Origin of the sequence: Desulforamulus aquiferis (assembly GCF_030577015.1) — a bacterium.
In the GTDB taxonomy this organism is placed as follows: Bacteria; Bacillota; Desulfotomaculia; order Desulfotomaculales; family Desulfotomaculaceae; genus Desulfotomaculum; species Desulfotomaculum aquiferis.
Genome location: NZ_JARPTC010000001.1, coordinates 21,223 through 44,319 on the forward strand (window position 1 = coordinate 21,223; position 23,097 = coordinate 44,319).

Here is a 23,097-nt window from a genome sequence, read left to right on the forward strand (position 1 = left end):
AATGCAGCGCTTGCCGGAACAGGACATATACATTTACAAAGCACCAGATGAAGAACTACATAAAATACTGGTTGGGGACTTAGATGGCAAAAGACTCAAGGTATTATCCAAAAGGGAGCCTACCACAGGCAAGATAATTTTTAAGGTTTTTTCAGAGGACGCCCACAAAAATATGGAAACCATCGTAGAAGGCAATGGACCAGTTGAAGATTTTGACATGGAAATGAAACGATTAGAGGAAGATTTTTTAAAGCCTTTAGGCGAGACTTGGCGGGAGGTAAGTCCCAAGGTATTATCAAACCTTGATCCAAAAGGACCCTGTGTAAAGGGTCAATAGACTCTTTAAGAATAGCCCGCAGGCAACTGCGGGCTATTGGATGATATAGCCCTTAGACATAGTTTTCTAATTAAAGTTTAAGCAAATTTTAATATTTATAAAATAATATAGAATATAATAATAGCACAATAGGCAGGGGGTGGGATATTGATTCCCTTAAAGGATGACATACCGTCCAGGCGGTTTCCTATCATAACCATTACACTTATAATTATTAATGCCGTGATCTGGTTTTTTGAGCAATCCCTAGGCAGGGGTGTAGAGCAACTAATTTATATATTCGGGGTAACACCAGCAAGGCTATTTGACATGAGTATATTTGGCCAAATAACTGTAATGACCACAGCCATGTTTTTGCACGGCAGCTGGTTTCATTTTCTGGGAAATATGCTTTATCTTTGGATCTTTGGAGATAATGTTGAAGACCGGCTGGGCAAGGCCAGGTTTATTATCTTTTATTTAATTACTGGTTATATTGCAACCCTAGCCCATGTACTCTCTGAACCTGCTTCTACCATACCTTTAATTGGTGCCAGCGGAGCTATAGCCGGTGTTCTCGGGGGCTATTTTATTCTATTTCCCCATGCTAGAGTATTAACACTGGTGCCAATATTTATTTTTATTCAGTTTATACGTATACCGGCCCTATACTTTTTAGGGATTTGGTTTGTGCTGCAAATTATTAGTCAGACCATTAATATTTCCGGAGCTCAGCCGGTGGCCTTTTTGGCTCACATAGGTGGCTTTGCTGCCGGTGCTTTATTGGTGAAGCTATTTGAAAAACATCCTTACTGATGGCAAGATAATTTAGGACTGAATAAAACTACAAATTAGTAAACTATCTAAATATGACGAATCTAGCAGGGTATCTAAACAAGGTGGCGAATATATAAAGAAACATATACTATTTGCAGTTGAGGAGATGTAAGGGTGCATATCAGAAAAGCTAAGATATCGGATGTTGAAGAGATACACAAATTAATCAGTCATTATGCAACAGAGGGCCAAATGCTAGCCAGGGCCAGGACAACCCTTTACGAGGGGATTCGTGAATTCTTGGTAGTTGAGACTGATAATAGGGTGATTGCTGCAGGTTCCTTACATGTCCTATGGGATGATCTAGCTGAAATAAGGGCCTTGGCAGTTGCTCCTGAATATGTTAAGCGGGGCTTGGGTAGGCTGCTGGTAAATGCTTTTTTAGCAGAGGCAAGGGACCTTGAACTACCACGGGTGTTTGCATTAACCTACAAGCCTGGTTTTTTTGCTAAATGTGGATTTAGATTAATTGATAAAGAGGATTTGCCCCAAAAGGTTTGGAAAGAATGTGTCAATTGTCCACAGTTTCCCAACTGCGAAGAGAGTGCAGTTATTATAGACCTTGAATAAAGGAGGAATGTCTTATGGAATTCATCAAGAACATCGGTGAAAAGGCAAAGGACATTGGAGAAAAGGCTAAAGGTTTAACAAGAAGGTCAGGGGAATTGCTGGAAGTAACCAAAATGAGGTACGAAGTTAATAAATTAGAAAAAATTGTTAAGAACAACCTGGAGGCTATCGGTGAGCTAAGCTATAGAAACTTCAAGGGAGAAGAGGGCCTTGGGGAAGAAATTCAGCGCCTAAACCAAAGTACCCAGGGTCTAGAAAAAGAAATTGATATGTTAAATGAACAAATTGCTAAACTCACACCTAAACCACCGATATGTCCTAAATGCAATGCAGAGTTGCCCGAAGAGGCAAAATATTGCCCTGCCTGTGGCGATAAGGTAACTGAATAAGCATCCATATATTACATTGGATGATATAAAGGAATCTATCAAAGAATTATAGAAATATTAACAAATCAAGCTGCACAGTAATTTTGGCCCCAGCTTGTTAAGATTTTTTACCGGCTTTGTGTGTAACAACCGGGTTGTTGAGGAGGTTTATTGATGCGACATAGTTTGGCCGTGCTGGTATTAAACAAACCCGGTGTTCTGGCCAGAATCTCGGGCCTTTTAAGTCGAAGAATGTTTAACATAGAAAGTATTGCAGCAGGTTATACCGAAGATCCCAATATCACCAGAATAACTTTGGTGGTTCAGGGTGATGACCATATTTTATATCAGGTGGTCAAGCAGCTTAGTAAACTGGTAGATGTAATAAAAATACACGAATTGGCTTCCTCGGATTCTATTAATCGTGAATTGGCATTAATCAAAGTTCGGGCAGGAGATGCCGGCAGAAGGGCCGATATTGTAAATATTGTGGATATTTTCAGGGCCAGTGTGGTAGATGTCAATAGTGAAACAATGGTTATTGAACTTACTGGAACCGAGGAAAAAATTGATGCCCTTTGTGCCATACTCAGGGAACATGGGATAGTAGAAATGGTTCGCACAGGGAAAATATCCCTTGATCGGGGACCCGGTGCAGCCAAGGATGCCCCGGATAGTTATCTGACATAATTTACCCGTAATTGGGTATATATAATGGTATATATAATAAGTATTGAAGACAGGGGGGTCCGGTAGGTGTCTCAGGCTCAAATCAAAAGAATCATGATTAGCCTACCCGACAGTCTGCTGGCAGAAGTAGACGATATTGTCGAGGCAGAAAGCGTCAACCGCAGTGAGTTTATTAGGGAAGCAATGAGATTATACATTGCAGAAAGGAAACGCCGCATTCTCAGGGAACAAATGAAAAAGGGTTACCTGGAAATGGCAAAATTAAATCTGGCTCTGGCCATCGAGTATCAGAGGATGGAAAATGTAAATCTTGGTTATGAGCTGGCCAAAGCGGAGGGATAATTTACCCATGCATGTCCGGCGAGGAGACGTATTTTTTGCTGATTTAAGCCCTGTGGTTGGTTCGGAACAGGGTGGCATCAGGCCCGTATTAATTCTACAGAATGATATCGGGAATCAGTATAGTCCAACAACAATTATCGCAGCTATTACTTCTCAAATTGCCAAAGCAAAACTACCCACTCACGTGGAAATCCAGGCTAAGGTTAGCGGATTGGAAAAGGATTCCGTGATACTGCTGGAACAGCTAAGGACAATTGACAAAAGTAGGTTGTTTGAAAAGGTTTCATCCCTAAACGAGGAACTTATGTATAAGGTGAACAGAGCCATGGAAATAAGTTTAGGTTTAGTGGAAATTTGAGCAGTAAATACACTCCAAAAGGGGTGTATTTTTGCGCTTAAAAGTAATATATTATGGAATGGATTAAGGAAAAGTATTGAAGGCACGCATTAGGACAATGTTTTAGGCGTGTTTTTCTTTGGGGGGGAAAATTATGGCACCAATTATTGGTATAACAAGTTCCTATGACAGGGAAGCGGGAAGGACCTTCTTAAGTAGGTACTATGTTGAGGCAGTAGAGGCTGCTGGAGGAACTCCATTTATCCTACCAAGTGTATTATCTGAAAGACACTCTGAACAGATTATCCAATCTATTGATGGCTTGCTCCTTTCTGGAGGAGTGGATGTTGATCCAATACTATTTGGAGAAGAACCAATACCAGCCATGGGGGATATATGTCCCCAGAGAGATTTATTTGAAATAAGCCTAACTAAGTACGCATTAGAAAAGGATACTCCTATATTTGGCATTTGTCGAGGAATTCAGCTATTAAACATTGCAGCCGGTGGAAACGTTTTTCAAGATATAGTAACATCCATTGCAAAACCTCTTAAGCATGATCAATCTGGTCCCAGGTGGCATGGAACCCATACCATAAAAACTTTACCTGGCAGTAAACTGGCCTCCATCCTTGGAGAGAAAACTATTGTTAATTCCTTTCATCACCAGTCCGTTAACAAGGTGGCAGAAGGTTTTCGGGCTACCGCTTGGTCCAATGATGGTGTAATAGAAGGAATAGAAAGCCTAATGCACAAATTTGTGGTTGGGCTCCAATGTCACCCGGAATGCATGTGGGATAAGGATGAAAGAATTCTTAATATATTTAAAGCTTTTGTTAATTCCACAAGAAAGTAATGTAATAATCAGGGGGTAAATTATGCTGGCAATTGTAAACGGCCATGTCATGACTATGGCTGGCCAATCTATTTCTAGGGGTACAGTATTGGTTGAAGGAAGTCGAATAGTATCAGTAGGTAAAGATATCCCTCTTTCAGATCATATGAAGATTATTGACGCAAAGGGTAAAATTGTTATGCCAGGATTAATAGATGCACATACTCATGTGGGTATTATGGAGGAGGTATTTCGAATTGAGGGGGACGATACAAACGAAGTATCAGATCCTATAACTGCCCATTTAAGGGCAATTGATGCTATAAACCCAGCTGACCTTGGTTTTAAGGATGCCCTTGCAGCAGGGATCACCACTGTAGTAACCGGTCCTGGCAGTGCCAATATTATCGGTGGGGAAATGGTGGCCATGAAGACCTACGGTCAAATTATGGATGATATGATCATTAGGTTTCCGGCTGGGCTAAAATGTGCCCTTGGGGAAAACCCTAAAAGGGTGTATGGCAAGGGACAGAAAATGCCCTCAACCCGGATGGCCTCTGCGGCACTGTTAAGGGAGACTTTAGTTAAGGCACAAAATTACTTAGCTAAGAAGGAACAATCCCACGAGAAAGATATTTTTACCGAAAGATGTTTAAAGATGGAGTCTGTGGCCAGAGTATTGAATAGAGAGATACCCCTCAGGGTTCATGCCCACCGGGCCGATGATATAATGACAGCCGTGAGAATTGCTCGGGAATTTAATGTGGAGTTAATAGTTGAACACTGTACTGAAGGACATCTAATAGCCCCTTGGCTAGCGTCAGCTGGTGTAAAGGCAGTGGTGGGCCCGGTAATAAGCAGCCGTGCTAAGGTGGAATTAATGAATAGAAGCCTGGAGACAGCTATGGCCTTGTATAGGGTTGGGGTTCAATTTGCTATTATGACTGACCATCCGGTAGTTCCGGTCAATTATCTGGCCCTTTCTGCGGGGCTGGCTGTAAAGGGTGGATTGCCAGAGGAAGAAGCATTAAAAGCAATAACAATTAACGCAGCAAGGCTGGTGGGAATAGATAAAAGGGTTGGTTCCCTAGAACCTGGTAAAGATGCAGATATAATAATAATTGACCGACATTTGTTCGACCCAAACTATCAAGTAGTAGCACTATTAGTATCGGGACAACAAGTTATTCCCTAACAAGAAAAAAATTGTACAAAGTTTTTAATCTTAAGAAGGAATATTTGACTTGCCGTCGAAACTATATAAAAAATGGTAATATGTTACTTTTATGGAACAATGTCACAATTTGTCGGGAGGCGTAGAAAAAATGGATAATGCGCTGAATGTTTTAATAGTAGACGACCAAGCGGGGGTACGCTATTTACTAGAGATTCTGGTAAAGGAATCTGGGCATAAAGCATATACCGCTCAAAATGGTGTCGAGGCCTTGGATAAGGTAATAACTATTAAACCAGATTTAGTTTTTATGGATGTTCGCATGCCTGTTATGGGGGGACTTGAAGCATTAGGTAAAATAAAGAAGATTTCTCCTAGAACAGAGGTTGTAATGATGACCGCCTATAGTGCTGATGATACTGCTACCCTTGCCCTTAAGAAGGGTGCTATTAGGTGTATGAGTAAGCCCTTTGATGTAGAGGAAATAAAACACCTGCTGGAAGAGTTTAAAAGTCACTTTAATTCTTTTGAACAAGCCTGTCTGGAAAATTATGCTTAGAGAAATATTCTGAAATTGAAGTTTTATATAGTGTAAATGAATTATGTACTGTAAGTAAATGGGATTAATGTCCTAAATTATGGTTTCTTTGACATATTTATTAGGACAAAGCTTAGGGCTAACATCTATACTGGCATTAGGGATCTGCAGAAACAGATCCCTAATGTTATTTATTGTCGGCTGTGTAGAATAAAAGGTTCCAAGGCACCATCCTTGTTGAAAAGTTTTTTATAAGATAGGCCCACCAGTAATAGGCAGCCTATGGCAACCGCTGCTGAAATCATTAACATTACAACGATTTGATAACGTACCGCTTCTTGAGGGTCTGCGCCACCTAATATTTGACCAGTCATCATCCCAGGTAAACTAACTAGCCCTACCACCATCAGAGAATTAATAGTAGGTGTCATACCTGCCCTGACAGCTTCTCGCAGACTAGGGCGAATGGCTTCCCAGGGAGTGGCCCCGAAGGTAAGCAGTGCTTCAATTTCTGTCGAACGGGACCTAGCTTCGCTATATAGGCGGTCTAAGGCTAAAGCTATGCCGTTCATGGAATTTCCTAATATCATGCCAAAGATAGGAATGACAATTCTTGCGGAATACCATGGTTCGGGGGAGATGATTAATCCCGTAACTATTGAACCCACCAAAAAGGTACTGGCCAATAAGGAAAAAAAGGCCAACATAGAGGGGTAATTTGGAACATTGGGAGTTCTTTTTACTGCAGTTTTAGAGGCAATGTAACACATCAACGTGACGATAACTAAAATAAGCCATAGATTATTAATTATAAATAAATAGGTTAAAGCATAACCCATAAGGGTCAGTTGTATAAAGGTGCGCACTGAACCCCATAAAAGAGGTTTTAGTAAGCCTAATTTTAACAATGACGATATGGCACCTGATATCAGGATTAGCAAAACTGAGAAAGCCAGTTGGAGATTAGATATGGGAATAGTTGAATGGTCCATATTTATTACCTCCTTGGATTACTATCAATATCAAGGTACGCTAATTGAGAAAGCTCTCTAAAGTCATTATTATGAGATATAAGCAGGGCTGCCTTACTTGGTTGAGCCAGCCACCGAGATAAAACCTCATAAAAAGCACACCGGGACTTCTCATCCAAGGAGGCAGTAGGTTCGTCTAATAGTAATACCATGGGATCGATGAGCAAGGATCTAATAAAGGCAAGTCGTGCGGCTTCGCCACCAGATAAAGTTCTTGCATCCTGGTCCCATAAATCCGAGGGAAGCAACAGTTCTTTCATTAATCTAGCTGCCAGGTTCGGATCAAATTGTTTCTTAGTCCCTGCGAGTATTCCAAAGGGCCTTGCTAGATTTTCTGCAACGGTGCCATCAAATAAGGCTGGCTTTTGGGAAAGGTAATGCACTTTAGAGCGCCACGTGGTTACAGGGATTTCCTGCCAACTCTTTTCCTCCAAATAAGCTTCTCCGGCTAAACAGGTTTGCAGTTTGGCTAATACTCGGAGCAGGGTAGATTTGCCGGCACCTGAGGGGCCTCGGACAATTAGGGCAAAGCCCTCATTAAGGGAACCGGAAACAGATATTTTCCGTTCTTGACGAAGACCCAGTGTATAAGTAATACCCTCAAATCTAAATAACATCATAGCTACCTTTCCTCGAATATTTCCAAGGCTAACTCCTTGACTTTTACCTTTGCTTCTTCCAAAATAGCACAGCCCTCTTTGGTCAGGCTATAATACTTCCTAATCTTTCCTTCAACGTTAATCTTTTCGGAAATAAGCAGTCCATCGGCTTCTAGCTTACTTAAGATGGGATACATGGTACCTGGGCTTACATGATAACCGTGATCCTCCAATTCTCGAATTAACTCAAGACCATAGACCGGTGCCAGTGATGCATGATATAGAATATGAACCCGTATAAACCCCAAAAACAATTCCCTTAACATTATCGCACCTCGTTATCGTACGGCGTTATAGTAACTATATATTATACTTTTATAAAAAAAATAGCAAGATGTTTTAATTCTTTGTATCTGGCAATACTTGTAAGAGTATCATTAGGGGTGTGAATTATTTTGAGCATTAATGCCCTTTTATATCAGATTGTTACGATTATTTTTGTAATTACTACTTTCTTGTTTTGGATTTGGGCAGCCTTTAGGCTTATGAGGCATGTACCGGCAATTACCAACAAGCTGGGTTTGGGTGAAACACCTGGCATCATATTGGCAGTATTTGCCCTATGGCCATTGTTTTCTCTGACCTATCAGCTGTTTCGATTCTTTCTTCCCTCCTAATTAGCAAAGACCCCTATCCTTTTGAATAGGGGTCTTTGCTATCTGGCTTAGCAGTTGTAATAGGTATCAATTGCCTTCTCAAGTATGGTCTGATTATCCATTATTCTCATGAGCTTTTGCCCATTGGTTTCATATCTCAGGCATTCTTCCACTTTCTTGAGCATATCTTCCAGATCCTCTTTAGACATGGTAGGAAGATAACGCTTTAAAATTGCGGGGTCAATATCCGGGGAAAACATATATTCACTTCCTTTATTTCTGATATGGTAAAATATGCGATATTCCTGCAAGATGTGACAAATTAGAGGATATAGCCTTTGACTAAAGCTACTTGTACCTGGGTAATATATAACTAATTGATATAACGGAGGGAAATCATAATGTCCGAACAAAAGGCTAAAACAGAAATTTACAAAAAATGGTGGTTTTGGTTAGCCATAGGCTTTTTAGTTATGGTACTATTAAGCAGAGGTGGGCAATTTCAAATCTGAGAACAGTATTTGACTCCGGGGTGAATACCTTGGAGTTTTGTTTGTGAGTCTTTTACAGATAGGAATCTTTGCTATATAATAACGATAGTTTGTTGAGTTAGGTACTAATAGCGCTAATCTAATAAGCTAATTGCAGCTAGTATGAATGAAGGTGATCTATTGGGTGTAGCAAATAATTTGGTCATTAAGACCAATTCGCCCCTTGAAACAAGGGCTTTAGCAGAAGCTATGGCAAAATTACTTATGCCGGGAGATGTTATCTGCCTCAATGGAGACTTAGGGGCAGGAAAAACTGCTTTTTCCCAGGGAGTTGCGGCGGGGTTAGGAGTTAAGGCTCCCGTAACTAGTCCTACCTTTACACTTATTAACGAATATCATGGTCGAATGCCGATTTTCCATTTTGATGTATACCGATTAGATGGATCGGAACAGATGTATGATCTTGGCTATGAGGAATACTTTTATGGTGAAGGCATATGTCTAATTGAGTGGGCAGAGAGGGTTCAGGAAGTATTGCCCCAGGAACGCTTGGATGTTTTTATTAGTAGGCATGAAGATTCAGAGGATCTGCGTGAGATTAAGCTAATACCACTGGGAGAACGTTATCTTCTGCTACTGGAGGAGTTGAGTAATCTTGTACATATTAGGAATTGAAGCGGCAACTCCTGTGGCCAGCGTTGCTGTTGTTGGTGGGGGAGGAATGATTTTATCTGAAAGACTGGTTAATAACCGCCGCACCCACTCAATAAATCTACTGCCCATGATTAAAGCAGTTATTGAGGAGGCTGGCATAAAGAAAGAACAAATTAATGGAGTGGCGGTATCCTCTGGCCCAGGTTCTTTTACAGGACTCCGCATTGGACTGACAACTGCAAAAACCTTAGCCTTGACCTGGGGAGTCCCAGTGGTTGGAGTTTCTACCCTGGAGGCGCTGGCGCTGCCGGTGGTTTCTTCGGGGCAATTGATTTGCCCAATCTTAAATGCCCGTAAAAATGAAGTTTATACTAGTATTTTTAGGGGTGCAATCTTAGGTAGACCCCATAACATAGAGGGGCCTCTAGCCCTTAGTGTAAAAGACCTTGCCTCTATCTTATCAAGATATGAGGAAACAGTCATTTTTCTGGGGGATGCGGTTGTAGAATATAGGGAGGAGATCCTAAGCCTATTAGGAGACCGGGCTATTTTTGCTCCACAGTCTGCCATGCTGCCCAGGGGTGGTGCAGTGGCTGAGATTGGTCATTTAGAAATGGCCAGGGGCGGAGGTGTTGGGCCATTAGAACTTCAAGCCCAGTATGTAAGGTTATCTGAGGCTGAGGTTAAACTAGCCTGCCAGGGTAGGAAGTAGGTGCTATAATGGGTGTTCAGCTGGTTCAAATGACAGTGGATCATATCCCAGGGGTTTTAGAGATTGAACAGGTTTCTTTTCCCACTCCTTGGTCGCAGCAGGCCTTTACTTATGAAATTTTGAGCAACAATTTTGCCTATTATCTGGTGGCAAAGGAACAGGATAAGGTAATAGGCTATGCCGGTATGTGGCTGGTGCTAGATGAGGCCCATATAACTAATGTGGCTGTTCATCCAGAATACAGGGGAAAAAGTATTGGAGAAGCCTTGATGCTGGAAATGATACAACAGGCTATTATTAGAGGGGCTGTCAGGATGACCCTTGAGGTACGCCCCTCCAACATGGCTGCCAGGGAACTATATAAAAAACTTGGCTTTAAAGAAAAGGGACTTCGCAAAAAATATTATACAGATACAAATGAGGATGCCATAATTATGTGGGTAGAATTCCCTTGCCTGGAACAGTAACATTAGATTATTGGATGAACAGAAGAGGATATTGCCGAACCTGTGTATTTACCCTTTTTGTGAATTTGAGAAAAACTTTTTGCTAACCTTTTAACTCCTTCTATCAAAACTGTTTCATCATGAGTGGCAAAACAGAGACGCAGTTCCTGATCGCCTTCAAGAGTAGGATAAAAGGCTTGGCCAGGAACAAAAGAAATACCGTTTTTAGTTGCCTCGTGTAATAGTTTGGTAGAAGATGTATTTTTGGTTAATCTGCACCAGAGATAAAAGCCTCCCTGGGGTGGAAGGAATGTGAGATTGTCACCACAAAGTCGCTGGGTAACCCTGACCAGGGTATCCCGGCGTTTTTTATATTCCTTTCTTACCATAGCGAGGTGGTCGGACAAGTTTCCTTGCTCTAAAAAAAGCTGCACCAGCCACTGGGTTAAATTATTGCTGTGGAGGTCAACATATTGTTTTTCTAAAGCTAATCTATTGATTAGGGAGGGATTAGCTGCAATAAAGCCTGTACGCAAGCCTGGAAATAAAATTTTAGAAAATGTGCCTAAATAGGCTACCCCATCGTAGTTATCGAGGGCCTTTAGGGATGGTGGGGGTGCGTCCTGGTAATATAATTCACTGTAAGGGTCATCCTCAAGGATAACTAATCTATGTCGGGCTGCCAATTGTAAAAGCTCCCGACGCTGATGTTCCGGGATTACACGGCCGGAGGGATTTTTAAAGGTAGGAATTAGGTAAAGCAGCTTAGGGCGATAACGAATTAAATAATCCTCCAGCAGGGCCAATGGGAAATGCTCAGAACAGGGTAAGGTCAAAAGTCGTGCGCCAGCATTTTGGAATTGTTGAATGGCACCGATATAGGTTGGAGACTCAACCACCACATAATCACCAGGCACCAAAATGGTTTTGGTAATCAGGTAAAGTCCTTGCTGTGCTCCTGAGAGGATCATTACGTTTTCAGCAGTTACATTTATTCCTTTATTCCGAAGATAGACTGCTAAGGTTTGCCGCAGGGGGGTATAACCCTCGGTTGGTATATAGCCAAGATCTGCTAAATTGAGGGCATTAAGCTCACTCTCCATTAAGCTCTGGAATATTTTTAGGGGATATAGCTTTGGATCCGGCATGCCGGTGCCCAATGATATGCTTTCCAAACCCAAGGGGTTTGCCACTAATTCCCTTAAAATAGAGGAAAAAGGTGATTGATTGTAGGGAATAAATAGTTGTGGCCAAGGAATACCTGGCCGCTCACTACCCATTTCCGCTAAGGGATCTGATACATATGTACCACTACCCACCCTTGTTTTTACAAAACCACGATGTTCAAGGTGACGATAGGCGTTAATGGTTGTAGTTCGGCTTACATCAAGTAGAGAAGCCAGTTCCCGTTCCGGGGGCAGTTTTGTACCAGGTTGTATTTCATGGTTTTTAATCTTTACCTCTATCAGGTTTGCTAATTGCAGATATAATGGTTCTTTAGCCAGGGGATTTAGTTTAGTCCCTGCCAGGTATTTGGATATATCCATATGAACAAATCACTCCATCCACAGCGCAATTTCCAGTATAAATTATAAAATTGGATATTAGCACGATATTTCCTGCTAACTGAAAAAGCTAAATCTATTTTTATGAGAAGCTTCTAGTTGCTCAGAGAGACTGTTATAATAGCACTATATGGGATTGGGTATAACTGTAATAATTTAAGCATTATAAAAGGGTGGACTTATGAGCGTAATTATATTAGGAATAGAAACCTCCTGTGACGAAACCTCTTCCTCGGTGTTGGTGGATGGAGCAGAGCTCCGCTCAAATATCATCTCCTCTCAAATAGAAGTGCATCAAAAATTCGGCGGGGTGGTACCTGAGGTTGCTTCCAGGAAACATTTAGAAAACATTAATTCTGTAATTATTGAGTCCCTTGAGAAGGCCGAGGTTAGCCTAAAGGATATCACAGCAGTTGCTGTTACCTATGGACCGGGTCTTGTAGGTGCATTACTGGTTGGTGTAGCTGCTGCCAAGGCATTATCCTATGCCTTGGATATTCCGTTGATCGGTGTGAATCATTTGGAGGGACATATTAGTGCAAATTTTTTAGCTCAGCCTGGGCTGGAATTTCCACTAATTTGCCTGGTGGTATCAGGAGGACATTCGGATATTGTTTATTTGCCCAATAGGGGAGAATATCAACTCCTGGGGCGAACCAGGGACGATGCTGCAGGTGAGGCCTTTGACAAGGTGGCTAGGGCAATGGGCCTTGGCTACCCTGGGGGGCCCTTGATAGATAATCTGGCCAGGCAGGGTAATTCACAGGCTGTAAAATTCCCCAGGGCATTTCTGGAGGAGGGCAGCTTAGATTTCAGTTTCAGCGGACTGAAGTCAGCAGTTCTTAATTATTTAAATCGGTCTAAAATGCTTAATGAAGAAATAAACAGGGCAGATCTGGCTGCCAGCTTCCAACGGGCAGTTGTTGAGGTCCTTGTGGATAAAACAATTTCTGCTGCCCGCCGAACCGGGGTCAAAACAATTATCACGGCAGGGGGGGTGGCGGCAAATGGTGAGCTAAGAAATTTGCTGCTGGAAAAGGCCGGTGAGGCCGGATGTAAAGTTTTCTTTCCACCATTGAACTTATGCACCGATAATGCTGCCATGATTGCCTGTGCGGGCTATTATAAGTACTTACGGGGAGATTTTGCACCCCTTTCATTGAATGCTATACCGGGACTTACCCTTGGACAGGACAAATATTAGCTTCAAAGGGATAATTTTAAGTATACATAAACGTGACTGCAGCATGGTTTTTCCACTGTTCTGTGGAACAATTACTGTGGATAATGTGGATAAGTCTGTTAATAACTTGACAATCAAGGATTTTTGTTGTGAATATAACTGTTGAATAAAACGAACATTACTTTTGTGTTCGGACAGGTAAAAATTTTGTTATCATAGTTTGCCAGGTAGGAACTCAAGGCTTTCTGTAGAATACAATAAAACTTATACAGTTAGTAAGGACTAAAAGAATGGAAGTATGGAGGTGTAAATAGTTGAGCAAGTACTGGGATACATATCATGAAACTATGTCCCGTGAGCAATTAGCTGAACTCCAATTAAAAAGACTTAAGGCACTGGTGGAAAGGGTTTATACTTCTGTTCCCTTTTACCGTCAGGCTTTTCAGGAAAAGGGTATATCCCCTGGAGATATTAAATCTTTGGATGATTTGAGGAAGCTACCCTTTACCACTAAAAAGGATTTAAGGGATACTTACCCCTTTGGCTTGTTTGCTGTACCCCGCAGTGAAATTGTCAGGATGCATGCATCCTCAGGAACTACCGGAAAGCCAATTGTGGTGGGTTACACTAAAAAAGACCTGGATACCTGGGCTGACTTGGTTGCCAGGTGTATGGCTATGACTGGTGGCACAAAGGAGGATGTTGTCCAAAATGCCTATGGTTACGGCTTGTTTACAGGTGGACTTGGCATTCACTATGGGGCTGAGCGGCTAGGCGCCACAATTGTTCCCATATCTGGTGGTAATACAGCTCGCCAACTGATGCTTATGCAGGACTTTGGTACAACTATCCTCACCTGTACACCTTCCTATGCCATGTTCATGGCCGATGAGATTATTGCAGCAGGTATTAAGGAAAATATAAAGCTAAAGGCAGGCATTTTTGGTGCTGAGCCGTGGTCTAACAATATGAGGCTTCAGTTAGAAGAAAAACTTGGCATCAAGGCCCATGATATATACGGCTTAAGCGAGGTTCTAGGACCTGGGGTAGCCATGGAGTGTGAACATCAAAAGGGTCTGCATATCTTTGATGACCATTTTATTCCTGAAATAATTGATCCGGAGACAGAGCAACCACTTCCTTACGGTCAAAAGGGTGAATTGGTATTTACAACCTTAACTAAAGAAGGCTTCCCTGTGATTCGCTACCGCACCAAGGATATATCTGTGCTATATGAGGAAAAATGTGACTGCGGACGAACACACGTGCGCATGGAAAGAATTACCGGACGTACCGATGATATGCTGATTATTCGTGGAGTAAACGTATTCCCCTCCCAGATCGAGAGTGTTTTACTGGAATTTGGGGAAACAGAACCCCACTACCTGCTGGTGGTTGACCGTAAAGCAGCCATGGATGATTTGGAGATTCAGGTGGAGCTCTCCAGCAAAATGTTCTCAGATAAGATTGCCGGCCTAGAAGTTTTAGAGCGGAGATTAAAGGAGAGAATTCTCAGTGTCCTGGGTATATCTGCTAAGATTAAGCTTGTGGAGCCAAAATCCATTCCGCGCAGTGAGGGTAAGGCTAAGAGGGTAATTGACAAACGTGAATTATAGACCTGATTATAAAGGAGGTATTGAAATGCGAGTACAACAGATTTCAATTTTCTTGGAGAATAAGAAGGGTCGTCTGGCTAAGGTCACGGAGGTACTGGGTGAAAACGATATCAACATTCGGGCACTATCTATTGCTGACACCACGGATTTTGGGATACTTCGCCTGATTGTCAACAAGCCACAGCTGGCTTATCAGGTTCTTAAAGAAGCAGGCTTTACTGTTAGTACCACTGATGTTATCGCAGTGGAAGTATCAGATCAGCCAGGTGGGTTGAGCAGTATTTTACGGCACCTGGACAAGGTTGGGATTAATATTGAGTACCTTTATGCCTTTGTAACTCAAACTGCCACCGCAGCTTTAATAGTTTTCCGAGTTGAGCAGGTTGACGAAGCCATTAAGGTTTTGCAGGAAAAGGGAATTCGCATTGTGCCAGGAGATGAAGTATACCTTATATGATCACTAAATAAAAGTTCCTCCCACAGGGGAGGGACTTTTTCTCATCGGTTAGCATTGGAGGAAGAAGTGGAAAAGAAGAGTTTGAGAAAACAGATTCTGGCATCCAGGGAACTATTAAGTCCACAGGATGCCTTTAATAGGAGTAGCTTGATTACGGAAAGGCTGCTGGTCCTTGATGCTTTCTTAAAAGCCAACACAATGATGGCTTACCTAAGCATTAAAAATGAAGTACAAACCGGCCATATAATAGAGAGGGCCTTGCAAGATGGCAAAGAAATAGCTGTCCCGGTGGTAAATTCAAATAAAAAATCCATGAAGGCAGCGAAGCTTTTGAGCTATCCAGGGGGACTGGTGCCAGGACCCTATGGTATTTTAGAGCCCGCTGTATTTTTGCCGATTTCAGCTGAGGACCTTGATTTAATTGTTGTTCCTGGGGCGGCCTTTGACCCCAAGGGAAACCGTTTAGGCTACGGTGGAGGCTATTATGATAGGTTTCTGCCCAGGGTTAGACCAGGTGCAGTAACAATCGCCCTGGCATATGAAATGCAAATGATGGAAGATCTCTCCAATTACATGGAACCCCATGATTGCAGGGTAGAATATGTGGTAACAGAAGAACGAATTATCAAGGTAAAATAATTTCCCCTAGGTCAGTGGCAGTATCTTTTTTCGACTTAATGAAAAAGACACTATTCCTTTGACCCGACTTTGCCAAGCCAGTTTACCTTCCGAGTCAAGTATTCCTGCAGCCGATCGACGTATTGTCTGGGTTCCTTGGCATTATATTCATTAACCAGGGTTAAGTCGTAGGGATTAACCCATTTTGAGCCGGCACCTACCCCTAATCCCACGATGGTTTGCCGCTCCTCAATCATCTGGACGTTATAAATACAAGCATGGCCTGGTTTGGTATAACCGATGTTCTCCAAATTTCCCACCATTTGTTTTTGACGATACATATAGTAGGGGTGCTGCCCTAGGGCCAGCGCTCCATTGGCAGTTATTTGCCACATTTCCACGGCTTCTTCCGCTGATGCCTGGGGAAATTCCTCCAGCCTTTGCTTTAAATCAGAAGCACGCTTAACTGCCAAGCTGTGAATGGTAAGGTTTTCTGGGGCCAGTTCAATTACGCGATTAACTGTCTCTTGAACATCCCTTGGGGTTTCACCGGGAAGACCAATGATCAAGTCCATGTTAATGGTTTTAAATTTAACTTTACGGGCTATAGCCATTGCCTGGTAGATGTCCTCAATACTATGGGCCCGGCCTATGACCTTTAATGTTTTTTCCACCATACTTTGTGGATTAATACTTAGCCTATCCACCCCTGCTTCCGCCAGCAAGGTAAGAACCTCGGTGCTTAATGTATCGGGACGTCCCCCTTCTACGGTAAATTCTACGGTATTAGAATCCTTCAAATAGAGATTTATTGTATCCATGAGAGTGAGTAGCATATCCAGGTTAAGACTGGTCGGAGTGCCCCCGCCGAGATAAATTGTTTGGACGATTAAATTCCGGGATTTTATCATTTCGCCGACCCGCTTAATTTCTTCAATTAAGGCTTTAAAGAAATCTTCTACCATTAACTTATTTCTTTTAATGGGATAGGACGGAAAAGAACAGTACAGGCATCTTGAGGGGCAAAAGGGAATCCCGATGTATATACTGATAAACCTTGACATTTGTTCACCTGTAAGTATGATGCTGCGCTGTCTGCCGGCAATATCAGTAATCTGAAGAGCTTTGTCCTGACTTAGGGCATACTTATCTACCAAGTACCCCTGCACCTTTTCCGGGGACCATCCGAAATCCAAAAGCCGGTGAACCACCTTGGTAGGTCTAATGCCGGTCATAATACCCCAGGGACTTGGCAATTGCGAGGTGGCAGCTGCCAGTGAAAGATAAATTACCAGTTTGGCCAATCTCTTAAATTCATTGGCCTCTTCCCCAGGTGTGAGGGGAGTGCCATTTTCCCGATAGGCATTGGCAGCACCCTGATGATAAAACTGAGCCTCAGCCCAAAGTCCGTTTCCCTCATTGCCAAATTCCAGCTTGATGTATGTGCCTGCTGTATTGTTTGGTAATAATTCTGCCCCGGGAAAGAACAGCCATATTATATCTTGTATGGTTCCGACGTAATCTACGGCTTCACCAGTCAGACCAATAATCACGTTTACTTCGCTCCTTAGTATCTGATTATTTCTATTATGGGAATACCAGAATAATTATTAATCGGCTCGTTATGTAAAAAAAGACATAACAAGCCCTGGCACAAGCAGGATAATCTGCCATTGTAATGTAATAATAACACAAAAGATAGTATTTAATAAAAAGGGGGAGAAACTTGTGAGTGAGTATGATGAAAAACTGGTTCAGGCTGTCAGGGAAGGGGCTAAAGAAGGAAAGCTTTCTTGTACTGCTGCCCGCAAAATTGCCGGGGAGTTTAAGGTCCCCCCAAAGGTTATAGGAGATATTTGCGATCTGAATAAAATAAAAATAAAGGCCTGTGAATTAGGCTGTTTTTAAGCGGAGGGGTAGTCTTGGAGTTATTTAATGTGCTAACGGTACAACAGGCCCGGAGCACTTTGGCCCAGCACCTGACAAAGGGAAACCGGGAAGAGATTGTTCCCCTGCTAAATGGACTAAATAGGATTTTAAGCAGGGACATTTGTGCGGTGGAGGATGTTCCCGGTTTTGACCGTTCCACCATGGATGGATACGCTGTCCGGGCCAAGGATACCTTTGGGGCCACAGAATCTTTGCCCTCCTATGTCAACGTTACCGGGGAGGTATTGATGGGCCAGGAGGCAGTTGGTACTGTGGCGCCCGGACAAGCCTGGTCAATTCCCACCGGAGGAATGCTGCCCCAGGGAGCGGATGCCGTGGTGATGGTCGAGTATACTGAGGAATTGGACGAACTAACCATTGGCGTAACCAAACCGGTGGCACCAGGAGATAATGTTGTTCGCCGGGGCGAAGACGTAAAGGCTGGTACAGTGGTTCTGCAGGCCGGTCACCGGATAAGGCCACAGGACTTGGGTCTATTAGCGGCTGTTGGCGTTACCAAGGTTCCTGTTAACCTACCCCTTAGGGTAGGGATCATATCAACGGGTAATGAGTTGGTTGACCCGTCAAAGGAGGCTGAGCTGGGAAAGGTTAGGGATATTAACTCCTATGCCTTGTATGGGCAGGTTCTGGAGGCGGGCGGAGCTCCCCAACTATACGGTATAGTTGAGGACGAATTTGACTCATTAAAGGGTACCATGGAAAAGGCTCTAAATGATAATGATTTAGTGCTTGTTTCAGGGGGTAGTTCTGTGGGAGCCAGGGATGTTACAGCTAAGGTAATTGAAACCATTGGCGAACCCGGAGTGTTATTTCATGGCATTGCCGTCAAACCAGGGAAACCTTCAATAGGTGCAGTGGTACAGGGAAAACCTGTCTTTGGCCTGCCGGGGCACCCTGTCTCGGCCATGATTGTTTTTGACCTTTTAGCCAGACCTATAATTGAGACCGCTGGGTTACCCCTGGCAAGGAAGGTATTTCCCTTGAGGGCGGCCATTAATCGTAATATGCACTCGGCAACAGGCAGAGATGATTTTATTAGGGTAACTTTACTCCGCTTAGAAGATGGTTCAATAGTGGCGGAACCTGTTTTAGGAAAATCCGGACTAATCAGCACCATGGTTAAGGCCGATGGTGTGGCTCACCTACCCCTTTCCAAAGAAGGGGTAGAAGCTGGAGAACTTGTAGATGTATGGTTGTTTTAACTTAAAATATTGCAAGGAGACGGTCAAATGAGGAATAAAAGAGATGTATATCTTGATGACCGGCCATGGGAGGAGGCCTTGGAGGGTCTGCTAAAGCACCTGGAGGCCAAAGGTACCCTGCAGCCGGCTAACCCGGAGTTAATTGCTGTAGAGGAAGCATTAGGCCGGGTAACGGCAGCACCAATATTTGCAGCCAATTCCTCCCCCCATTATAACGCTTCTGCCATGGATGGAATTGCGGTGGATTCAGCCCTTACCTTTGGTGCCTCGGATGCAGAGCCAAGGCAGATAAAGTTGGGTGAAAGGGCCCAGGTGGTGGATACCGGTGATCCGCTGCCTCCTGGATGTGATGCTGTAATAATGATTGAAGATATTCATTTTGTGGAAGATGATGTTTTTGAAATCACCTCCGCCGCCTCTCCCTGGCAGCACGTTAGGGCCATTGGAGAAGATTTGGTAGCTACGGAAATGATCCTGCCCGCCAATCACACTATCCGGCCAGTGGATATAGGTGGTATTTTAGCTGGCGGTATCGGTAAAATAAAAGTTTATTCTAGGCCCAGGGTGGCCCTGCTGCCCACAGGAACCGAGTTGGTACAGCCTGGGACAGAGCTTAAGCCCGGTGATATCATTGAATACAATACAAGGGTACTTGGGGCCATGGTGAAAACCTGGGGTGGCGAACCAATCAGACGGGCAATAACTGTGGACGATTGGGATAAGCTTAAGGAAGCGGTTTGCACGGCGGTGGAAGAGGCAGACATGGTAGTAATTAATGCTGGTTCATCTGCTGGGCGAGAAGATTTTACCGCCCAGCTAATCAGGGAATTAGGTACAGTTCTGACCCATGGAGCAGCCATTAAACCTGGTAAACCTGTAATCCTTGGGGAGGTAAAGGGTAAGCCGGTGATTGGCATACCTGGTTACCCGGTCTCTGCAGCCCTGACCATGGAAATATTTGTACGTCCAATTATATATCGAAAATTAGGCTCAGTTCCTCCAGAACCTGAATATGCGGAGGCTATTATTTCCCGTAAGATGCCTTCCCCCATGGGAGTGGAGGAATTTATCAGGGTTAAGCTGGGCCAGGTGGGAGAAAAAATTGTGGCCACGCCAATTTCTAGGGGGGCAGGCATAATCATGTCACTGGTGAGAGCTGATGGCATGTTAAGGGTACCAAGACTTTCCGAGGGATATAGGGCCGGGGAAACTGTAAAAATAGAATTAATGAGACCCCTAGAGGCGGTAAGGCAAACAACCGTAATTATAGGCAGCCATGACATGGCCCTAGATATCCTGGCCAATCACCTGCGCAAGAGATTTCCTGATGCCAGCTTATCCAGTGCCAATGTAGGAAGCCTTGGGGGGCTGTCGGCCATCAAGAAGGGTGAATGCCACTGTGCAGGCACTCACCTGCTGGATGAGGAAACAGGTGAATACAATATAAGTTACCTTAAAAGATTATTGGGTGACCGGCCAGCAATTTTGCTAAACCTGGTCTATCGCCAGCAAGGTCTAATGGTGGCCAAGGGTAACCCACTTAACATTAAAGGCTTAGAGGATCTTGCCCGGGAAGGTATAAGGTTTATAAATCGACAAAGGGGTGCCGGAACCAGAATATTACTGGACTACAAGCTAAACCAACTGGGGATTAATCCAGACACTATCTACGGATACGGTCGAGAAGAATATACCCATATGGCTGTTGCTGCTGCTGTGGCCAGTGGTGATGCCGATGCGGGATTAGGAATTTTGGCTGCAGCTAACGCACTGGAACTGGACTTTGTGCCGGTGGTGGAGGAAAGATACGACCTTTGCATTCCTGGTGAATATTGGGAAACTCCGTATATTCAAAGGCTCCTGGAAGTTATTGCTACTCCAGAATTTAAAGAGCAGGTAGAGGCTTTAGGGGGCTATGATTTAAGAGATTGTGGCGGGGTAATGTACCGTCAGGGCATATAGGAGGAAAAATGGCACAGGATAACTCCAGGTACCTTCGCCAGTCCCTTGAGGAGCTCTTTCAACCAAATAGTAAAGTTTGGTTGGAGCGGGGTGGTACCAATTTTGGAGATGGTTTGTATTATTTACTCCTCAATGTCAAAGAACATGGATCTATCTCCCAGGCCGCCCGGGTTATGGGCATGTCTTATCGTGCTGCCTGGGGCAAGATAAAAACCGCTGAAAAAAATTGGGGCTTTCCTTTAGTAGCTACCCAAATCGGTGGGGATGCCGGTGGGGGTGCTTCTTTAACTGAGGAAGGGGTAAGGCTGGTGGAATCCTTTGGTGAGTTTCGCCGTCAGGTGGATCAGGCAGTGGAGCTAATCTTTAAGAGTACCTTTTGTTGAAAAAGATACAACTGGGTTTTAATAATCCCGAAGCAATAAAGAAGGGTAAGGGGATTACCCTTACCCTTCTTACCCCAGGATACGTTCAGGATAGGTATAGACATTCATACGTTCACCCTTAGCAAAGCCAACCACCGTTATACCTAGCTTATTGGCCATCTCAAGGCCTAGGTCAGTGGGAGCAGAGCGAGAAATTATAACCGGCAGGCCCATTTTTCCGACCTTGATGATTATTTCTGAAGAAACACGTCCACTGAAAACAAGTATTTTATCATCCAGGGGAATGCGGTTTAAAAAGGCCCGTCCAAAGATCTTATCTACTGCATTGTGGCGACCCACATCTTCATAAAAGAGTATCACTTCCGTGGGTGCACAAAGGGCTGCATTATGCACTCCGCCGGTTTGCCGGAATAAAACCGACATTTCTTCCAGCCTGTCGGACAAGTCCCATACCTGTCCGGGGCTAACAAGTAAATTGCTTGTTATCTTGTTCATGCTTTTGGCGTCGTTTACAAAGTAAAAAACCGGCCTTCCCCTGCCGCAGCAGGAAGTGATATTTCTCTTGAGGAATTTTGCCTCTGATTCACCCTCTGAGGCCTGAACATGAATCACACCGTTCTCCGAGTCAACCTTAACTTCAATAAGGTCTTCAGGTGTCTGGACCAGACCCTCTGAACATAAAAAACCTACAGCCAGCTCCTCAAGGCCCTCAGGAGAACAAACCATAGTCACAAATTCTTTACCATTAAGAAACAGTGTGACCGGGACTTCACGAACGATCAAGTCATCGGTACGGATAATCTTATCTCCCTTAATCTTGACAATGTTTGAAGTTGTTTTGTTTAAGTGCCAGACCATCGCCCAACCCCCTAGGTCATTAATACGAGTTAGTTTAATTTTAACCCAATATATCAGGATTGTGAAGGTTAGTTCAAAAACAGAGGTGATAAACGTGTATAGAATAGGCATTATAACCATGAGTGACAAGGGTTCCCAGGGGCAAAGGGAAGATATTAGCGGGGCCACCATCAAAGAAATGGTAGCAAATTTGGGGCAGGTTGAGCAATATAGAGTTATACCAGATGATTTGGAAGTAATCAAGGCAACCCTGGTCGAATTATCAGACCTGCATAATTTAGACCTTATACTTACCACGGGTGGTACAGGTCTAAGTCCTAGGGACAACACACCGGAGGCAACCCTGGCTGTCATTGACAGAAATGTTCCTGGCCTGGCGGAGGCCATCAGGGCTGAAAGTCTTAAGAAGACTCCCAAGGCAATGCTGTCCAGAGCCGTTAGTGGAACCAGAGGTAAGACCCTAATAGTAAATCTTCCCGGCAGTGTTAAAGGAGTCAGGGAGTGCCTGGAGGTAATAATGCCTGTGCTGCCCCATGGCCTAGAAATTTTATCTGGTCGGGGCGGAGAATGCGGGCAAGGGTAGCTTTTAAAAGTAGAACAATTCGGAAATAAATCGACCTAAATAAAATGGCAATTTTTATTAAATAAAGTATAAAATAACCAGATATATGGTAAAAATATAATTGGGTTTAAAAGGGATTAATAAA

Annotated in this window: 30 protein-coding genes; 23 read left to right on the plus strand and 7 right to left on the minus strand. The window is 43.5% G+C overall.

Annotation, left to right across the window (positions count from 1 at the left end; all coding sequences use genetic code 11):
* Window position 1 precedes the first annotated feature (1 nt).
* The 10 genes from P6N53_RS00155 to P6N53_RS00200 all read left to right on the plus strand — a co-directional run bounded on the left by P6N53_RS00155 (window position 2) and on the right by P6N53_RS00200 (window position 6,028).
* Complete coding sequence (locus P6N53_RS00155; RefSeq protein WP_304540195.1) at window positions 2–337, plus strand: hypothetical protein; 336 nt, start codon at window positions 2–4, stop codon at window positions 335–337.
* Between the two features lie 147 nt (window positions 338–484).
* Window positions 485–1,132 carry a rhomboid family intramembrane serine protease gene (locus P6N53_RS00160; RefSeq protein WP_304540197.1) on the plus strand — a complete coding sequence of 216 codons (648 nt, stop codon included), beginning with the start codon at window positions 485–487 and terminating at the stop codon, window positions 1,130–1,132.
* Window positions 1,133–1,267: 135 nt separating this feature from the next.
* The gene (locus P6N53_RS00165; protein WP_304540199.1) at window positions 1,268–1,723 is read left to right on the plus strand and encodes an N-acetyltransferase; all 456 of its coding nucleotides are present in this window, start codon (window positions 1,268–1,270) and stop codon (window positions 1,721–1,723) included.
* Window positions 1,724–1,737: 14 nt separating this feature from the next.
* Window positions 1,738–2,112, plus strand: coding sequence for a zinc ribbon domain-containing protein (locus P6N53_RS00170; protein ID WP_304540201.1), 375 nt, complete (start codon window positions 1,738–1,740; stop codon window positions 2,110–2,112).
* A gap of 153 nt (window positions 2,113–2,265) precedes the next feature.
* The gene (gene ilvN / locus P6N53_RS00175; protein WP_304540203.1) at window positions 2,266–2,781 is read left to right on the plus strand and encodes an acetolactate synthase small subunit; all 516 of its coding nucleotides are present in this window, start codon (window positions 2,266–2,268) and stop codon (window positions 2,779–2,781) included.
* 66 nt (window positions 2,782–2,847) lie between these two features.
* Complete coding sequence (locus tag P6N53_RS00180) at window positions 2,848–3,123, plus strand: CopG family ribbon-helix-helix protein (RefSeq protein WP_304540204.1); 276 nt, start codon at window positions 2,848–2,850, stop codon at window positions 3,121–3,123.
* Window positions 3,124–3,130: 7 nt separating this feature from the next.
* Window positions 3,131–3,481: a type II toxin-antitoxin system PemK/MazF family toxin gene (locus P6N53_RS00185; RefSeq protein ID WP_304540206.1), complete on the plus strand. Its 351-nt coding sequence runs from the start codon at window positions 3,131–3,133 to the stop codon at window positions 3,479–3,481.
* A gap of 133 nt (window positions 3,482–3,614) precedes the next feature.
* Entirely contained in the window at window positions 3,615–4,316 is a 702-nt protein-coding gene (locus P6N53_RS00190) for a gamma-glutamyl-gamma-aminobutyrate hydrolase family protein (RefSeq protein ID WP_304540208.1), read from the plus strand.
* Between the two features lie 22 nt (window positions 4,317–4,338).
* Window positions 4,339–5,490 (plus strand): amidohydrolase, encoded by a 1,152-nt coding sequence (locus P6N53_RS00195; protein WP_304540209.1) that lies wholly within the window; start codon window positions 4,339–4,341, stop codon window positions 5,488–5,490.
* Between the two features lie 130 nt (window positions 5,491–5,620).
* Window positions 5,621–6,028 (plus strand): response regulator, encoded by a 408-nt coding sequence (locus P6N53_RS00200; RefSeq protein WP_304540211.1) that lies wholly within the window; start codon window positions 5,621–5,623, stop codon window positions 6,026–6,028.
* Window positions 6,029–6,198: 170 nt separating this feature from the next.
* Here the strand turns inward: P6N53_RS00200 and P6N53_RS00205 are convergent, their stop codons facing one another.
* From P6N53_RS00205 to P6N53_RS00215, 3 genes are read right to left on the minus strand one after another with little or no spacing between them, the layout of a single operon-like run.
* Window positions 6,199–6,999 (minus strand): ABC transporter permease, encoded by an 801-nt coding sequence (locus P6N53_RS00205; RefSeq protein ID WP_304540213.1) that lies wholly within the window; start codon window positions 6,997–6,999, stop codon window positions 6,199–6,201.
* A gap of 5 nt (window positions 7,000–7,004) precedes the next feature.
* On the minus strand, window positions 7,005–7,658 hold the full coding sequence (locus P6N53_RS00210) for an ABC transporter ATP-binding protein (RefSeq protein ID WP_304540215.1): 654 nt from the start codon (window positions 7,656–7,658) through the stop codon (window positions 7,005–7,007).
* A 2-nt stretch (window positions 7,659–7,660) separates the two neighbouring features.
* The gene (locus P6N53_RS00215; protein ID WP_304540216.1) at window positions 7,661–7,963 is read right to left on the minus strand and encodes a PadR family transcriptional regulator; all 303 of its coding nucleotides are present in this window, start codon (window positions 7,961–7,963) and stop codon (window positions 7,661–7,663) included.
* A gap of 129 nt (window positions 7,964–8,092) precedes the next feature.
* Here P6N53_RS00215 and P6N53_RS00220 point away from each other — a divergent pair, with 129 nt between their 5' ends.
* Window positions 8,093–8,314 carry a hypothetical protein gene (locus P6N53_RS00220; protein WP_304540218.1) on the plus strand — a complete coding sequence of 74 codons (222 nt, stop codon included), beginning with the start codon at window positions 8,093–8,095 and terminating at the stop codon, window positions 8,312–8,314.
* Between the two features lie 47 nt (window positions 8,315–8,361).
* Here P6N53_RS00220 and P6N53_RS00225 read toward each other — a convergent pair whose 3' ends face one another.
* A complete protein-coding gene (locus tag P6N53_RS00225) occupies window positions 8,362–8,553 on the minus strand; it encodes a hypothetical protein (protein ID WP_304540219.1) in 192 nt (63 codons plus the stop codon).
* A gap of 411 nt (window positions 8,554–8,964) precedes the next feature.
* Here P6N53_RS00225 and tsaE point away from each other — a divergent pair, with 411 nt between their 5' ends.
* Genes tsaE through rimI form a run of 3 tightly spaced genes read left to right on the plus strand, consistent with a single transcriptional unit; the run spans window position 8,965 to window position 10,617 of the window.
* On the plus strand, window positions 8,965–9,459 hold the full coding sequence (gene tsaE, locus P6N53_RS00230; RefSeq protein WP_304540221.1) for a tRNA (adenosine(37)-N6)-threonylcarbamoyltransferase complex ATPase subunit type 1 TsaE: 495 nt from the start codon (window positions 8,965–8,967) through the stop codon (window positions 9,457–9,459).
* Window positions 9,440–10,150 (plus strand): tRNA (adenosine(37)-N6)-threonylcarbamoyltransferase complex dimerization subunit type 1 TsaB, encoded by a 711-nt coding sequence (tsaB, locus tag P6N53_RS00235; RefSeq protein WP_304540222.1) that lies wholly within the window; start codon window positions 9,440–9,442, stop codon window positions 10,148–10,150. Before tsaE ends, tsaB begins: the two co-directional genes overlap by 20 nt.
* A gap of 8 nt (window positions 10,151–10,158) precedes the next feature.
* A complete protein-coding gene (gene rimI / locus P6N53_RS00240; protein ID WP_304540223.1) occupies window positions 10,159–10,617 on the plus strand; it encodes a ribosomal protein S18-alanine N-acetyltransferase in 459 nt (152 codons plus the stop codon).
* A 2-nt stretch (window positions 10,618–10,619) separates the two neighbouring features.
* Here the strand turns inward: rimI and pdxR are convergent, their stop codons facing one another.
* The gene (gene pdxR, locus P6N53_RS00245; RefSeq protein ID WP_304540225.1) at window positions 10,620–12,143 is read right to left on the minus strand and encodes a MocR-like pyridoxine biosynthesis transcription factor PdxR; all 1,524 of its coding nucleotides are present in this window, start codon (window positions 12,141–12,143) and stop codon (window positions 10,620–10,622) included.
* A 199-nt stretch (window positions 12,144–12,342) separates the two neighbouring features.
* On the opposite strand from pdxR, the gene tsaD reads away from it, so the two are divergent.
* The 4 genes from tsaD (at window position 12,343) to P6N53_RS00265 (ending at window position 16,056) form a co-directional block, all read left to right on the plus strand.
* Window positions 12,343–13,365: a tRNA (adenosine(37)-N6)-threonylcarbamoyltransferase complex transferase subunit TsaD gene (gene tsaD, locus P6N53_RS00250; protein WP_304540226.1), complete on the plus strand. Its 1,023-nt coding sequence runs from the start codon at window positions 12,343–12,345 to the stop codon at window positions 13,363–13,365.
* A gap of 293 nt (window positions 13,366–13,658) precedes the next feature.
* Window positions 13,659–14,960, plus strand: coding sequence for a phenylacetate--CoA ligase family protein (locus P6N53_RS00255; protein WP_304540228.1), 1,302 nt, complete (start codon window positions 13,659–13,661; stop codon window positions 14,958–14,960).
* 25 nt (window positions 14,961–14,985) lie between these two features.
* Complete coding sequence (locus P6N53_RS00260; RefSeq protein ID WP_304540230.1) at window positions 14,986–15,417, plus strand: ACT domain-containing protein; 432 nt, start codon at window positions 14,986–14,988, stop codon at window positions 15,415–15,417.
* Window positions 15,418–15,483: 66 nt separating this feature from the next.
* Window positions 15,484–16,056 (plus strand): 5-formyltetrahydrofolate cyclo-ligase, encoded by a 573-nt coding sequence (locus P6N53_RS00265; protein WP_304540231.1) that lies wholly within the window; start codon window positions 15,484–15,486, stop codon window positions 16,054–16,056.
* Between the two features lie 50 nt (window positions 16,057–16,106).
* Here the strand turns inward: P6N53_RS00265 and hemZ are convergent, their stop codons facing one another.
* Complete coding sequence (gene hemZ / locus P6N53_RS00270; protein ID WP_304540232.1) at window positions 16,107–17,588, minus strand: coproporphyrinogen dehydrogenase HemZ; 1,482 nt, start codon at window positions 17,586–17,588, stop codon at window positions 16,107–16,109.
* A gap of 175 nt (window positions 17,589–17,763) precedes the next feature.
* Between hemZ and P6N53_RS00275 the strand changes: the two genes are divergently transcribed.
* From P6N53_RS00275 to P6N53_RS00290, 4 genes are read left to right on the plus strand one after another with little or no spacing between them, the layout of a single operon-like run.
* On the plus strand, window positions 17,764–17,943 hold the full coding sequence (locus P6N53_RS00275; protein WP_304540234.1) for a hypothetical protein: 180 nt from the start codon (window positions 17,764–17,766) through the stop codon (window positions 17,941–17,943).
* A 14-nt stretch (window positions 17,944–17,957) separates the two neighbouring features.
* Window positions 17,958–19,187, plus strand: a complete 1,230-nt coding sequence (locus P6N53_RS00280) for a molybdopterin molybdotransferase MoeA (protein WP_304540236.1) — start codon at window positions 17,958–17,960, stop codon at window positions 19,185–19,187.
* Window positions 19,188–19,214: 27 nt separating this feature from the next.
* Window positions 19,215–21,149, plus strand: coding sequence for a molybdopterin biosynthesis protein (locus tag P6N53_RS00285; protein ID WP_304540238.1), 1,935 nt, complete (start codon window positions 19,215–19,217; stop codon window positions 21,147–21,149).
* An 8-nt stretch (window positions 21,150–21,157) separates the two neighbouring features.
* Window positions 21,158–21,532, plus strand: coding sequence for a winged helix-turn-helix domain-containing protein (locus P6N53_RS00290; RefSeq protein ID WP_304540240.1), 375 nt, complete (start codon window positions 21,158–21,160; stop codon window positions 21,530–21,532).
* Between the two features lie 69 nt (window positions 21,533–21,601).
* On the opposite strand, the gene fdhD is transcribed toward P6N53_RS00290, so the two are convergent.
* Complete coding sequence (gene fdhD / locus P6N53_RS00295) at window positions 21,602–22,390, minus strand: formate dehydrogenase accessory sulfurtransferase FdhD (protein ID WP_304540242.1); 789 nt, start codon at window positions 22,388–22,390, stop codon at window positions 21,602–21,604.
* Window positions 22,391–22,484: 94 nt separating this feature from the next.
* On the opposite strand from fdhD, the gene P6N53_RS00300 reads away from it, so the two are divergent.
* Window positions 22,485–22,973 carry a MogA/MoaB family molybdenum cofactor biosynthesis protein gene (locus tag P6N53_RS00300; RefSeq protein ID WP_304540243.1) on the plus strand — a complete coding sequence of 163 codons (489 nt, stop codon included), beginning with the start codon at window positions 22,485–22,487 and terminating at the stop codon, window positions 22,971–22,973.
* Window positions 22,974–23,097 lie beyond the last annotated feature (124 nt).